The sequence below is a fragment of the Streptomyces sp. NPDC002232 genome (assembly GCF_042890295.1).
GTDB lineage: Bacteria > Actinomycetota > Actinomycetes > Streptomycetales > Streptomycetaceae > Streptomyces.
The window spans coordinates 534,434-546,809 of sequence record NZ_JBIARV010000006.1; the positions used below are offsets into that span (position 1 = coordinate 534,434).

Annotated in this window: 14 protein-coding genes; 7 read left to right on the top strand and 7 right to left on the bottom strand. The window is 72.7% G+C overall.

Going from position 1 to position 12,376, the window contains the following annotated elements:
• Positions 1-23 precede the first annotated feature (23 nt).
• A complete protein-coding gene (locus ACFYXU_RS30680; protein ID WP_389460942.1) occupies positions 24-1,736 on the top strand; it encodes a GAF domain-containing sensor histidine kinase in 1,713 nt (570 codons plus the stop codon).
• A gap of 71 nt (positions 1,737-1,807) precedes the next feature.
• Here ACFYXU_RS30680 and ACFYXU_RS30685 read toward each other — a convergent pair whose 3' ends face one another.
• From ACFYXU_RS30685 to ACFYXU_RS30700, 4 genes are all read right to left on the bottom strand, one after another.
• Positions 1,808-2,671: a Cof-type HAD-IIB family hydrolase gene (locus ACFYXU_RS30685; RefSeq protein WP_376507537.1), complete on the bottom strand. Its 864-nt coding sequence runs from the start codon at positions 2,669-2,671 to the stop codon at positions 1,808-1,810.
• Positions 2,672-2,760: 89 nt separating this feature from the next.
• Positions 2,761-3,411: an NAD(P)-dependent oxidoreductase gene (locus ACFYXU_RS30690; RefSeq protein WP_389460944.1), complete on the bottom strand. Its 651-nt coding sequence runs from the start codon at positions 3,409-3,411 to the stop codon at positions 2,761-2,763.
• A complete protein-coding gene (locus tag ACFYXU_RS30695) occupies positions 3,408-4,211 on the bottom strand; it encodes an SGNH/GDSL hydrolase family protein (RefSeq protein ID WP_389460946.1) in 804 nt (267 codons plus the stop codon). The genes ACFYXU_RS30690 and ACFYXU_RS30695 overlap by 4 nt, the downstream gene beginning before the upstream one ends.
• A gap of 1 nt (position 4,212) precedes the next feature.
• A complete protein-coding gene (locus ACFYXU_RS30700) occupies positions 4,213-4,932 on the bottom strand; it encodes a hypothetical protein (RefSeq protein WP_389460948.1) in 720 nt (239 codons plus the stop codon).
• Positions 4,933-5,001: 69 nt separating this feature from the next.
• Here ACFYXU_RS30700 and ACFYXU_RS30705 point away from each other — a divergent pair, with 69 nt between their 5' ends.
• Complete coding sequence (locus tag ACFYXU_RS30705) at positions 5,002-5,514, top strand: MarR family winged helix-turn-helix transcriptional regulator (RefSeq protein ID WP_376507542.1); 513 nt, start codon at positions 5,002-5,004, stop codon at positions 5,512-5,514.
• A 585-nt stretch (positions 5,515-6,099) separates the two neighbouring features.
• Here ACFYXU_RS30705 and ACFYXU_RS30710 read toward each other — a convergent pair.
• Together ACFYXU_RS30710 and ACFYXU_RS30715 are read right to left on the bottom strand one after the other, a co-directional pair.
• Positions 6,100-6,240: a hypothetical protein gene (locus ACFYXU_RS30710; RefSeq protein ID WP_389407850.1), complete on the bottom strand. Its 141-nt coding sequence runs from the start codon at positions 6,238-6,240 to the stop codon at positions 6,100-6,102.
• 140 nt (positions 6,241-6,380) lie between these two features.
• Entirely contained in the window at positions 6,381-6,692 is a 312-nt protein-coding gene (locus tag ACFYXU_RS30715) for a hypothetical protein (protein ID WP_329856085.1), read from the bottom strand.
• A gap of 158 nt (positions 6,693-6,850) precedes the next feature.
• On the opposite strand from ACFYXU_RS30715, the gene ACFYXU_RS30720 reads away from it, so the two are divergent.
• The 3 genes from ACFYXU_RS30720 (at position 6,851) to ACFYXU_RS30730 (ending at position 8,999) form a co-directional block, all read left to right on the top strand.
• Positions 6,851-7,846 carry a helix-turn-helix transcriptional regulator gene (locus ACFYXU_RS30720; protein WP_329856087.1) on the top strand — a complete coding sequence of 332 codons (996 nt, stop codon included), beginning with the start codon at positions 6,851-6,853 and terminating at the stop codon, positions 7,844-7,846.
• Between the two features lie 372 nt (positions 7,847-8,218).
• Complete coding sequence (locus tag ACFYXU_RS30725; RefSeq protein WP_389407851.1) at positions 8,219-8,740, top strand: response regulator transcription factor; 522 nt, start codon at positions 8,219-8,221, stop codon at positions 8,738-8,740.
• 46 nt (positions 8,741-8,786) lie between these two features.
• Positions 8,787-8,999, top strand: a complete 213-nt coding sequence (locus ACFYXU_RS30730) for an MbtH family protein (protein WP_093878732.1) — start codon at positions 8,787-8,789, stop codon at positions 8,997-8,999.
• On the opposite strand, the gene ACFYXU_RS30735 is transcribed toward ACFYXU_RS30730, so the two are convergent.
• The gene (locus ACFYXU_RS30735; protein ID WP_376507544.1) at positions 8,959-9,768 is read right to left on the bottom strand and encodes a 4'-phosphopantetheinyl transferase family protein; all 810 of its coding nucleotides are present in this window, start codon (positions 9,766-9,768) and stop codon (positions 8,959-8,961) included. The genes ACFYXU_RS30730 and ACFYXU_RS30735 overlap by 41 nt on opposite strands.
• A 345-nt stretch (positions 9,769-10,113) precedes the next feature.
• Here ACFYXU_RS30735 and ACFYXU_RS30740 point away from each other — a divergent pair, with 345 nt between their 5' ends.
• Both ACFYXU_RS30740 and glyA read left to right on the top strand, forming a co-directional pair.
• Complete coding sequence (locus tag ACFYXU_RS30740) at positions 10,114-10,935, top strand: TauD/TfdA family dioxygenase (RefSeq protein WP_389460951.1); 822 nt, start codon at positions 10,114-10,116, stop codon at positions 10,933-10,935.
• A gap of 34 nt (positions 10,936-10,969) precedes the next feature.
• Positions 10,970-12,337 carry a serine hydroxymethyltransferase gene (gene glyA, locus ACFYXU_RS30745; protein ID WP_389460953.1) on the top strand — a complete coding sequence of 456 codons (1,368 nt, stop codon included), beginning with the start codon at positions 10,970-10,972 and terminating at the stop codon, positions 12,335-12,337.
• Positions 12,338-12,376 lie beyond the last annotated feature (39 nt).

Sequence of the window (12,376 nt, forward strand, 5' to 3'; positions counted from 1 at the left end):
TAGGACTTACTAGGCTCAAGCCCATGACCGCCGCCGCGTCCGACTCCTCGGACCCCCTGGAAGCCGCCACCCGTGCCACCCGCAGCCTCCAGGGGCTGTCCACGGAACTCACCGCGCGTGTGCCGCAGCTCCTGGAGGCGATGCGCTCGGTCGGCACCGGGCTGGAGCTCCACTCCACCCTCGACCGGATCTGCGAGACGGCCGCCGAGCTCGCCGACGCCCGCTACGCGGCGATCGGTGTCGTCGACGACGAGGGCGAGGGCCTCTCCGACTTCGTCACCTTCGGCGTCGACGAGGAGACGGCCCGTCGGATCGGCCGCCGCCCCGACGGTCGAGCGGGGCTGCTCGGCGCGCTGATCCGCGACCCGGAGACCATCCGCCTCGCCGATCTGTCCACCGACCCGCGCGCGGCGGGCTTCCCGCCCGGGCACCCGCCGATGCGGACCTTCCTCGGTGTCCCCATCCGGGTCCAGGGCGAGATCTTCGGGAACCTGTACCTCGCCGAGAAGCACGGCGGCGGCGAGTTCAACGACTACGACGTCCACATGGTCCGGGTCCTCGCCACCGAGGCCGGCATCGCCATCGGCAACGCCCGGCTGTACGAGGCGGCCCGGCAGCGCGAGCGGTGGATCGACGGGTCGGTCGCCGTCACCACCGCCCTGCTCTCCGGCGGTGACGCGGACGACGCGCTCACGGTCGTCGCGGAGCAGGCCCGGAGGCTCGCCGAGGCCGACGCCGGGATCGTGCTGCTCCCCGCCGAGGACGGCGGGCTGGAGATCGTCGCCGTCTCCTCGCCCCGGCCCACGAAGGCGCTGGGCGTGGTGATCCCGCCCGAGAGCGCCGTCGTGCGGGAGCTCCTGGAGGGCGAGGCGGTCTTCGTCGCCGACGCCTCGACGGACCCGCGCATGATCACCCGGCTGACGGGCACGTACGGGCCGAGCATGATCCTTCCGCTGCAGAGCGGCGGCCGGGTCCTCGGCGCGCTCGCCACCCCCCGGCTGCGGGGCGCCCGTCAGTTCACGGAGGCGGAGCGGACGCTGGCCACCCAGTTCGCCTCTCAGGCGGCCCTCGCCCTGATGATGGCCGAGGCACAGCGCGACCGGGAGCGCCTCGCCGTCTACGAGGACCGGGACCGGATCGCCCGCGACCTGCACGACCTGGTGATCCAGCGCCTCTTCGCCACCGGCATGATGCTGGAGAGCGCCCAGCGGAAGTCGATCGTGCCGGCCGTCCAGGACGGCGTGGGCAAGGCCGTGGACGAGCTGGACGTCACCATCCAGGAGATCCGGACGGCGATCTTCGCGCTCCAGCAGGGCCCCGCCGAGGCCCCGTCGGGGCTGCGCACCCGCGTCCTGCGGGAGATCAACATGGCGGCCGTGCCGCTCGGCTTCAAGCCCGCGCACCGCTTCCTCGGCGCGATCGACTCGACGGTCGGCGACCTCACCGGCAAGAACCTGATCGCCGCGCTGCGCGAGGCGCTGTCCAACGCCTTCCGGCACGCCGGGGCGACCCGCATCGAGGTGGTCGTCGACGCCGGCGTCACCCTGCCCGACGGCTCCGCCGGGGTGCGCCTCTCGGTCGCCGACGACGGCATCGGCATCCCGCCGGGCGGGCGGCGCAGCGGCCTGCGCAACCTGGCGCGCCGGGCCGAGTCACTGGGCGGCGCGAGCTGGTGCGGCCCGGGCCTGGCCGAGGACGGCGGCGGGACGACGGTGGTGTGGGAGGCCCAGCTCTGACGGCGGACTGCCCGCCGGGGCCCGTAGAGCTTGCGGACTGCCGCCGGGACCCGTTCCGGCCCAGGGCCCCGCTATCCCCGGGCGGCCAGGGCCTCGGCGATGAGCTGCTCGACGACGACGGCCACCCCGTCCTCGTTGTTGCCGACCGTGCGGCCCGAGGCGGCGGTGATGACGTCGGGGTGCGCGTTGCCCATCGCGTACGAGCGGCCGGCCCAGCTGAGCATCTCGATGTCGTTCGGCATGTCGCCGAAGGCGACGACCTCCTCGGCCGTGATGCCGCGCTCGGCGCAGCACAGGGCCAGGGTGGAGGCCTTGGAGACGCCCAGGGCGCTGATCTCGATGAGCGCGGTCGGGCTGGACCGGGTGAAGGAGGCCAGGTCTCCCGCCGCCTCCCGCGCGGTCGCGAGGAAGGCGTCGGGGTCCAGGTCGGGGTGCTGGGCCAGCAGCTTGAGCACGGGGGCGGCCGAGCCGGGCGTCTCCTCGAAGAGGAGCTTCTCGGCGGTGGCGACGGTGGCACCGGGGTCGAGGAAGAACGGCGGGTACAGCGGTTCGTAGTGGATGCCCGTGGTGAGCTCGACGGCGAAGGTCGTCCCCGGTGCGGCGGCGCGCAGGGCGCGGACGACGTCGAGCGCGGCGGGCCGCTCCAGCGGGCGGACCTCCTGGAAGGTGCCTCCCGCGTGGAGGTCGACCACCGCGGCGCCGTTGGCGCAGATCGCGAGGCCGTGCCCGTGGACGTGGTCGCGGACGACGTCCATCCAGCGGGCCGGGCGGCCGGTCACGAAGAAGACCTCGATGCCGGCCCGCTCGGCCGCGGCGAGGGCGGCGACCGTGCGCTCCGAGACGGACTTGTCGTCGCGGAGCAGGGTGCCGTCGAGGTCGGTGGCGATCAGCCGGGCCGTCGGGGCGGAGGGGCGCGGGGAACGGGGAGAGGTCACCGCCCCATTCTTCCGCACCGGACGCACGGGCGTGCGAGGAGCCGCACATATGAGTGCGGTTTCCCGGCGGAGGGCGGGGACGGGGGCGCTCAGTACGCGACCTCGACGACGGCCCGGTGGGCGCGCGGGTCGTCGACGTGGGTGAGGAGGTAGTGGGCGAGGTCGGCGCGGGAGAGGGACGCGGGCCGCGCCAGGCGGCCGTTCTCGGCGGTCCGGTAGGCGCCGGTCAGCGGGCCGTCGGTCAGCATCGGGGGCCGCACCACCGTCCAGGCGGTGCCGTCGGCGGCGGGCGACCGTACGAAGGCCTCCATCCGGGCCATGTCGGCGTAGCCGTGCCGGTAGAGCCGCCGGATCACGTACCGGGTGACGAGCCGCTGCGGCAGCGGCACGTCCGGGGCGGTGTCCAGGCCGGCGGAGGAGAGGCAGAGCAGCCGGGCGACGCCGGAGCCGCGCATGGCCTCGACGATGTTCCGGGTGCCCCGGGAGTAGACGGCCGTGGGGTGCTTGCGGTCGGTGCTGCCGAGGCAGGAGAGTACGGCGTCGTGACCGGCGACCGCCTGCTGCCAGGTCTCGGGGGCGAGGGCGTCGCCGGGCAGGACGGTCAGCGGCGCGTCCGGGGCCGTGACCGGGACCCGGGCGGGGGCGCGGACGACGGCGGTCACCCGGTGGCCGGCGCCGAGGGCCTGGGCGAGGAGCTGGGCGCCCGTACCGCCGGTGACGCCGAAGAGCATCAGCCTCATGACGCCTCCCGCGCGAGCGCGTCGACGAGCGCGACCGTGACGGCCCGCTGGCCTTCGAGGGTGAGGTGGACGCCGTCGTCGAGGTGCCGTCCCGCCGTGGCCGGCCGGGTGTCGACCGTGAGCTCGGGGCGCCCGAGGAGGAAGTCGGCGACGGCGTCGACGTCCTCGCTCGTCCAGCCGATTCCGGCGCGTCGGAAGTGCGCGTACGCGTCGGCCCGTTCCTGGTCCACGGAGCTCGGGGTGAGCCAGATCCAGCGGTCGGGGCCGAGGCCGGAGAGGTCCCGCAGGGCGAGCAGGTTCCGCTCGGTCTCCGCCTCGCTGACCAGCCGCGTGCCGGGCGCTTCCGCGCGGCGCCCCAGGCGCTGGACGTCGTTCGCGCCGAGCATGCACAGGATCCAGTCGGGGCGCCGGAAGGCGAGCTGCGGCAGGAGGGCGAGGGCCTGCGTGGTGGTGGAACCGGAGACGGCGAGGTCGACGGGTTCGACGCCCTCCGGGAGCAGGTGGCGCAGGATCGAGAACCAGGAGAGCCGGTCGGCGGTGGTGCTCTCGCCGAGGGCCACGACCCGCTGTCCCGGCAGGAACGGCAGCCGGTCGGCCCGCTCGGCGAAGGCGGGGTCCTCCAGCAGCTCGGCCGCGGTGCGCCGGGTCCGGTCGTCGAGGTCCTCCAGCAGCTTCCGGTACGCCTCGGTGTCGAGGCCGAAGAGGCCGGCGAGGCGGGTGTCGGGCAGTTCGCCCAGGTAGCGCAGGGTCTTCTCGGGCTGCTGGAAGCGCACGAGCTTGTGCGTGAGGTTCTCGGCCATGTCAGTGCTCCTTGCGGGTGCGGCGTCGGGGCAGCAGGAAGCCGGCGGCGATCAGCCAGCCCAGGCAGGTGAAGCGGGCCAGTGGCAGCAGCAGGGCGGCGCCGTCGAAGAGCAGGGTGAGGGTGGAGAGTTCGGCGACCGCCGCCAGGACGAGACCGGTCACGGCGAGCGCGCGGGGCAGCAGTCCGGCGAGGAGCCCGGGGACCGCGATCCCGGCGACGAGCAGGCCCAGCGTCACGACGTGGCCCGGACCGCCGGTGGCGAAGGCCAGGTACTGGAGGGCCCGGACGAGCGAGGGGAGGTCGAGCACCTCCGTACGGGAGAGGGTCCAGCTCACCAGGCCGCAGAGGGCCAGGAAGCCGGCGGCGAGGAGACCTCCGGCCAGGGCGATGGTCGCGCCGGGGGCGCGGACGCCGAGCCGGTGCAGCCGGGCCGAGACCGTGGCGGCGTAGACGGCTAGCGGGACCGAGGCCGCGAACTGGAGGGCGCCGGAGATCCGGACGGCGTCGGAGTGGGCCCGGAACCAGGCCACGATCTCGGCGGTCGCGCCCGTCCCGCCGAAGGGCGAGGGGAAGGGGTCGCCGCCGCCGAGCACGGTGCTGAGCACGAGCCCGGCCAGGAACAACCCGGTGAACACCACGGCGAGCACGCCGGGCGGCGGCCCTCCCCGGGCTTCCTTCCCAGGGGCTTCCGCGGGCCGGGTGCGGGTCTCTTCAGACACGGGTCCTGTCCGTTCTGTAAGGAGAATAGTTCACAGGGGAGAATCATTCTTGTGGCGTACGATAACTCCGTGAGCAGCGACCGGCAAGCAGTGGAAGATCCCGGAGCGGCGGCCCCGCCCCCGAGCGGCGGAGCGTTCCTGCTCGCCCAGCTCGGGGCGCACGCGGCGGGCCGCTTCGGCGAGCGCGTCGGTGAGCTCGGCCTCGCCCCGCCGGACGTCGGCCTGCTGCGGATGATCGCCATGGAGCCGGGACGGAGCCAGCGCTCCCTCGCCACCGACCTCGGCGTCGTCCCGAGCCGGGTCGTCGCGCTCATCGACAGCCTGGAGAAGAAGGGGTTCGTCGAGCGGCGCCGCAGTGCCGAGGACCGCCGCCACCACGAGCTGCACCTCTCCGAGGACGGCCGCCGCGCGCTCGGACAGGTCCGCGAGGTCGCCGCGCTGCACGAGGACGACCTGTTCGCGGCGCTCGACGAGGAGGACCGGGCCCGGCTGACGGCACTGCTCGGGCGGATCGCCGAGCAGCAGGGCCTCACCCCGGGCGTCCACCCCGGTTACCGCCGGCTGCCGAAGAAGCCGGGCTGACCTTCGGGGCGGGCGCGCTCCGGCCGGTGGTATTCCGGTCCGACCCCATCAGGTCCCCGACCCCTTCCGGCCCCGGGATATGGCCGCCGGGACATGGCCGCCGGGAGATGGCCGTAAAACACCCGTTCGTTTGCGGCGTGGCGGGGAAGAGTCCTGGCGAGCTGACGGCGCATCCGGGGAGGGCGGGCATGGGCGCGGGCGGGCGACGTGTGGAGTGCGATTCCTGCGGTGTGCCGTGCGGGGCGTGGGTCGCGAGCCTCGGGATGGCCCTCTGCGCGGAGTGCGAGCAAGCCGGTTCGGGACACCCGGCGCGGGATCCGGTCCTCGTGGGCGAGGTCCTGGACGACATTCCGGTCCTGCTGGCCCTGTGGCGGAGCCATGAGCCGCGGAGCCCCGGGCAGCGCAGTCATGAGCGGGCGAGCCACGAGCGGCGGACGGCCTGAAGGGCGGCCACGGGGTCCGCGCAGACGACGAAACGGCACCGAAGACTCTGTCTTCGGTGCCGTTCGGCGTTCTGGATGGGGGCGGCTCCGGGGCGCCCCGCGTCCCGTTCCACGGACCGACGCCAGGGCGTCGGAGCGGGGGTCAGCCCCAGATCACGTCGCCCAGGGCGGCTGCGGTGACGGTGGTCCCGGCGGTGTCGCCGGCCTCGTCGAAAGCCGGGACCAGGAGAGCGAGAGCCGTGAGGATGACTGCGGCCCAGCGGGCGGAACGGAAGCGCAGCAAGGTGGGAGTCCCTTACGAGTCGGTGGGGTCGTTCTTTCGGTGTGACAGAGCTTCGTCAAGCCGAAAGGCGTTCGGAAGGGACTTCCGGTGGACGGAACGGGCCCTGGACCGAAGAGGTCAGAGGGCCGCGTCCGGGAAGCTCAGCCCACGAATCCGTCGAAGCCGTACGGCGCGAGCAGCGGCGCCTCCGAGCGGCCGACCCGCCACCCCGGCAGCGGACCGATCTCGGTGACCGCGCGCAGGCACAGCCGTGCCGCCGTCTCCTCCGCGACCCGGAGACGGTCGGCGAGGAGATAGACCCCCACCGTCAGACCGTGGCCCGGACGCGGGTGGATCACCACATGCTCCACTCCGTCGCCGGGAAGTGCCAGGTCGCGCAGGAGATCCGCGAGGTTCTGAGGGATGCACAACTCCGCCTTCCTATTGAGGAGTTCGGTATGAACGAGATACACGCCCGACATTTTCCCCAAAGGACGAACCGGGAAGAAGAAGAACAGAAGTCCCATTCCGGCAATGGCCGGTACAGTCCAGGACTCCTTCTGTAGAAATCGCGCCACGCGTGTGATGATGGGGCTCTAAACCGTTGCATCTCCGGGGGGAGAGATGAGCCGTGCTCACATCGCTCGGTCTTGATTCCATTGCCGAGGCCGTCTACCGGGGTCTCCTGGCGCGGCCGCGCGACGGCGTGGCGGACCTGGCGGAGCGCCTCGCCCTCACTCCCGAGCAGGTCCGGCACGGTCTCGACACCCTGAGCGAACTGGCGCTGCTGCGTCCCTCCTACGACCAGGAGGGCACGCTCTGGCCCGTCTCGCCCGAGGTCGGCCTCCAAGTGCTCATGGCGCGCCAGCAGGCCGAGCTCGCGGCGCACCAGAGACGCCTCGAGGAATCGCGGGCCGCCGCGGCCCAGCTGATCGCCGAGTACGAGGAGATACGGCCGGCCGACAACCGGCCGCACAGCGAGCGGCTGACCGGGATCGACCAGATCCGCGACGGGCTCGCCGCCCTCACCCGGGAGACCCGGGAGGAGGTCATGACCTTCGCCCCGGACGGGCCCCAGCGCCCGGAGCACATCGAAGCCGCGAAGCCGCTCAACCAGGAGCTCCTCGACCGGGGTGTCCGGATGCGGACGGTCTACCTCAACAGCGCCCGCAACAGCCCTCACACCCTCCAGTACGTGAGCTGGCTGTCCGCCCTCGGCGGTCAGGTGCGCACCGTGCCGACCCTCCCGACCCGGATGATCGTCTTCGACCGCAAGACCGCCGTCATCCCCGTGAACAGCGCCAAGAGCGCCGAGGGCGCCGTCGTGCTGACCGGCCAGGGCACGCTGACCGCGCTGTGCGCGCTCTTCGACAGCGTCTGGAACGACGCCCGGCCCCTCAACGAGGAGAGCAGGGCCGACGAGCAGGGCCTCACCGACCAGCAGGCCACGGTCGTGGTCCTGCTCGCCGAGGGGCACACGGACGAGACCATCGCGAAGCGGCTCGGGGTGTCCCCGCGGACCGCGCGCCGGCTGGCCTCCGAGCTGATGACCAGGCTCGGGGCGCGCAGCCGGTTCGAGGCGGGCGTCCGCGCCGCGCAGAACGGCTGGATCTCCGAGCAGCGCTGACGCCGCCGTGACCGTCTCAGGGGCCGGCCCTCCACGGGCCGGCCCCTTCGGCACGCGCCCGTACGCCCGGTCCCGCGGCCCCGGTTCCGTACCCCCGTACTCCCGGTCCCGTGCCCTGTACCCCCGGTCCCGTATCCCTGTACTCGCCGTCCCGTGCCCCGTACTCCCGCAGGCCCGGCCTCCTTCTCCCGTCCTCCCGTACTCCCGCATTCCCGGCCCCGTGCCCCTTCACCTCCCCGTGCGTCGATGTCCCTTTCTGTCCAGGGCCCCAACGGGCCACCGAAGTCGCCTTCCGGTGGGTGCTCCGATCACGCAGATTGGTCCTGTGGAGCCGGAACGGACCGGACCGGGTGAGGACGGGGAGACGACGACATGACACGTGCCGGGATCTTCGTCGAGAACCAGCTCGCCCTGCTCGGCATCCGCTATCTGCTCGACGCGGAGGCCGACATCCAGGTCGCGTTCGCCGCGAGCACGCCGTTCGCGGTGGCGCCCGGGTCGGTCGACTGCCTCGTGCTCGACCGGGGCCTGCTCGGCGAGCGGGCGCCGGCCGTCCCCGCCGCCCGCACGGTCCTCCTCACCCGGGGACCGGAGACGGGCACGGAACGGACGGGCGCGGCCCTTCCGTTCGACGACGCGCCCCTGCTGCTCGTGGCCGCCATCCGGCGGGTGGCGGCACCGGGACCGGCGCCCGTCCGGCAGGGCGTCGCCACGCTCTCGCCGAGGGAGCGCGAAGTGCTCGGGCACCTCGTCGAGGGCTGCACCCACGACCAGGCGGCCCGGCGGATCGGCATCAGCCAGCACACGGTCGACACGTACGTGAAGCGCATCCGCTCCAAGCTCGGCGCGCACAACAAGGCGCAGCTGGTCCGCGCCGCCCTGACCACCCCCTGACCTTCCCGCGCACCCCCGAACCCCGACAACGACAGCAGGTGGAGACATGACGACCGAAGGCATCGGCACCCAGCTCGTGGTCCGCAATCACGAACTGCAGTACTCGCTCTGGCCCGCCGACCGCGAGCTGCCGGCCGGCTGGGAGCCGGAGGGCTTCAGCGGCGAGCGGCAGGAGTGCCTCGACCACATCGAGCGGATGTGGACGGACATGAGGCCGCTCAGCGCCCGGGCCCCGCAGCCCGCGGCGGCCCCGCACTGAACCCGGCGGCCGAGGGGCGGCTGCGGGAGTAGGCGGTGAAGACGGGCCGGATGCCGCCGATCACGGCGACCGCGGCCGCGCAGCCCGCACCGGCCTCCAGGTCGGCCAGGACGAAGTCCTCGGCGGGCCGGGCCGCCGGACCGCCCAGGAACAGCACCCTCGGGTCCTCCTCCGGAGCCGACACCCCGACCTCGGACAGCGGTATCCGCAGTCCCTGGCCCGTGGCCTTGAGCACCGCCTCCTTCCGGGTCCACATCCGGTGGAAGCCGCCGATGGTGGCGTGGGCGGGGGTACGCGTCTCCGCGGGGCCGAGGACGTGGGGGAGCAGCTCCGCGGGGGCGACGGAGGCGCTGATCTCCTCGACGTCGATCCCGACGGGACCCGTGCGGGTGACGGCGACCCCCACCCGGGAGCCGGAGTGGGACACCGACACCTGGAGCCCGGTGCCCGGCAGTTCGGGCTTCCCGTGGTTCCTGGCGCAGTCGGGGCAGCGGGCGATCACCTCGACCCACTGGGGCGGCAGGCCGAGGTAGCCGGCGACCGCGGTGCGCAGCAGGGCGCGGCCGGCGATGAACCGCTGCCGGTCCTCGACGCGGCGCAGCTGCGGGAGCCGGGACTGCTCGGTCTCGTCGAGCAGGTCCAGGCAGGCGTCGGTGACCGTGGCCGGATCCGCCCACCAGACATGGCAGTCGGACGGGCCGAGCACGGGGACCGCCGGGAGCCGGTCGGTCCGGTGGCCGGCCGCGTACGGCGTGGGGCACGAGTTCATCGTCCACCGCCTGCCTTCCCCTGCCGTTCGCCGCCGTTCCGCTGGTCGGGACGGGGAGGTACCGCATGTACCGATCGGCTCCCATGCTCGCCGCCGGCCGGCGGGGGCGCACGCCCCCGAAAGCCGTGACACCTGTTCCGGGGACACCGCGCACCCCGTTCCGTGGCCGGAATTGGACACCTGCTGCAGTGACCGGATCAGTCCAGGATCCCGATATTGCCCACCGTATGAACGCCCGCCTAACGTCATTGTCGTGACGAAAAGTCAGGGCCTCTCTCTTCCGTAGGAATTCTCATGGCGATAACCCCCTTCAAAACTTCTCCCCTTTCCGACCACCACGGTCTGGTGATCGAAAGCGCAGATCTCCCCCTCGCCGAACTCCCGCACTCCGAGATCTCCGAACTCTTCAAGCAGCACGGCACGTTGATGTTCCGTGGATTCGGCGCCACCGCCGATGATTTCCGCGCGCTGGTCCAGAAGTTCTCGTCGAAGCTGTTCTTCCACCAGAATCCCAACCGGGAGACGATCTCCGACGACGGCGCCGTGCTCCTCGTCGACGCGCACCGGAACCCGATTCCGGCGCACTCCGAGATGAGCTACTGCCCGCTGCACCCCGGCCTCCAGTGGTTCTACTGCGTGCGGCCGGCCGACGAGGACGGCGAGACGACGGTCTACGACGGCGTCGAGGCGTACAAGCGGCTCGCTCCCGAGACCCGCGAGCTGTTCGACAGGCTGCGGCTGACCTGGCGCCTGCCGTTCCCGACCGCCCCCGAGCACCAGGAGCGCGTGTTCGGCACGGCCGACCGCGCCGAGCTGGAGGCGCTGTTCGCCACCTTCGACGACTTCGCGTACGACTTCGACGAGGCCGGCAACCTCAACTGGAAGTGGACCGTGTCCGCGGTCCCGCAGGCCCCCTACGTGGACGCGCCCACGCTGTGCAACAGCTACCTGGGCTCCGGGGCGCTCGTGGCCTTCGAGGACGGCTCGTCCATCCCGCAGCACTGCCGCTGGGACGCGCTCGACGCCACCGAGGAGGTGCGGGTCGACCTCCAGTGGCAGTCCGGCGACATCGTCATGATCGACAACAAGCGCGTGATGCACGGCCGGCGCGGCTTCGAGGACCCCGACCGCAAGGTCGCGGCGATGCTCTCGACGCCGAACTTCTGAACCCCCTCACCCCTCACAGTTTGGATTCGGCCCCATGACCCAAGCCGTCGGACTGCCCACGCTCACTCCTCCGACCGCCCCGCTCTCGGCCTTCTACGAGAACGCCCTGCACGCCATGGAGCTCGGGGACCCGGCCCTGTACGGGCTCCTCGACGACGAGCTGCACCGGCAGCGCGAGACCCTCGCCCTGGTCGCCTCGTGCAGCCCCGTGAACCCGGCGGCGCTGCTGGCCGAGGGCAGCTTCTTCGCCAACGTCACGGCCGAGGGCTACCCCGGCCGCAGGTTCCACGCCGGCTGCGTGAACGTCGACAAGGTCGAGGAGCTCGCGGTCGAGCGCGCCAAGCAGGCCTTCGGCGCCCGCTACGCGAACGTCCAGCCGCACTCGGCGAGCACCGCCAACCAGGTCGTGATGAACTCGCTCCTGAAGCCGGGCGACCCGATCCTGGGCCTCGACCTGGACGCCGGCGGCCACCTCAGCCACGGTGCCAAGGTCAACCTCTCGGGCAAGATCTTCGAGGCGCACAGCTACGGCCTCGGGGCGGACGGCCTCATCGACTACGAGGAGGTCCGCGCCCAGGCGCTCGCGCACCGCCCGAAGCTGATCATCGCGGGCACCACCGCCTACCCGCGTACGCTCGACTGGGCCGTCTTCCGCGCCATCGCCGACGAGGTGGGCGCCTACCTGCTGGCCGACATCACCCACATCGCCGGTCTCGTGGTGGCCGGTCTGCACCCCTCGCCGCTGGCCCACGCCCATGTCGTGACCACCTGCACGCACAAGCAGCTCTACGGCCCGCGCGGCGGTCTGATCATGCTCGGCGACTCGGCCGACCTGGTGCTCCCCACCGGCCGCACGCTCCAGCAGACCCTCAACACCGGGCTCTTCCCGCTGATCCAGGGCGCGCCCGTGGTCAACAGCATCGCCGCCAAGGCCTACGCCCTGGGGGCGGCGACCACGCCGGAGTTCACCGCCCGGATCCACCGCGTCCGCGATCTCGCGGCCGCCCTCGCCGGGCAGCTCGTCGCCCGCGGAGTGCGGGTGATCTCCGGCGGAACCGACAACCACATCGTCGTGGCCGACGTGCTCACGTCGTACGGCGTCACCGGGGTCAACGCCGAGAAGGCGCTGGAGCAGTGCGGTGTGCTCGTCAACAAGAACCGGATCGTCGGCGACACGCACTCCGCGTTCGTCACCTCGGGCGTGCGCTTCGGCAGCAACAGCATGGCGGCCCGCGGTTTCGACGAGGCCGACGTCGCGGAGGTCGCGGAGCTCGTCCACGAGGTGCTGACCGACCTCGAGAACATCACCCACAACACCTACGCCCTCGACCCCGCGCTGCGGGAGCGCGTCCAGGAGCGGATCCGCAGCATCTGCCACCGCAGGCCGGTCGCCGGCTACTGACCGCGATTCCCCGGCGGGCCGGCGAACCCCCATGACGCC

Coding starts and splice junctions, on each gene's coding strand:
- ACFYXU_RS30680 (WP_389460942.1), top strand. CDS start 24: ATGACCGCCGCCGCGTCCGACTCCTCGGACCCCCTGGAAGCCGCCACC.
- ACFYXU_RS30690 (WP_389460944.1), bottom strand. CDS start 3,411: ATGAGGCTGATGCTCTTCGGCGTCACCGGCGGTACGGGCGCCCAGCTC.
- ACFYXU_RS30695 (WP_389460946.1), bottom strand. CDS start 4,211: ATGGCCGAGAACCTCACGCACAAGCTCGTGCGCTTCCAGCAGCCCGAG.
- ACFYXU_RS30725 (WP_389407851.1), top strand. CDS start 8,219: ATGACACGTGCCGGGATCTTCGTCGAGAACCAGCTCGCCCTGCTCGGC.
- ACFYXU_RS30730 (WP_093878732.1), top strand. CDS start 8,787: ATGACGACCGAAGGCATCGGCACCCAGCTCGTGGTCCGCAATCACGAA.
- ACFYXU_RS30735 (WP_376507544.1), bottom strand. CDS start 9,768: ATGAACTCGTGCCCCACGCCGTACGCGGCCGGCCACCGGACCGACCGG.
- glyA (WP_389460953.1), top strand. CDS start 10,970: ATGACCCAAGCCGTCGGACTGCCCACGCTCACTCCTCCGACCGCCCCG.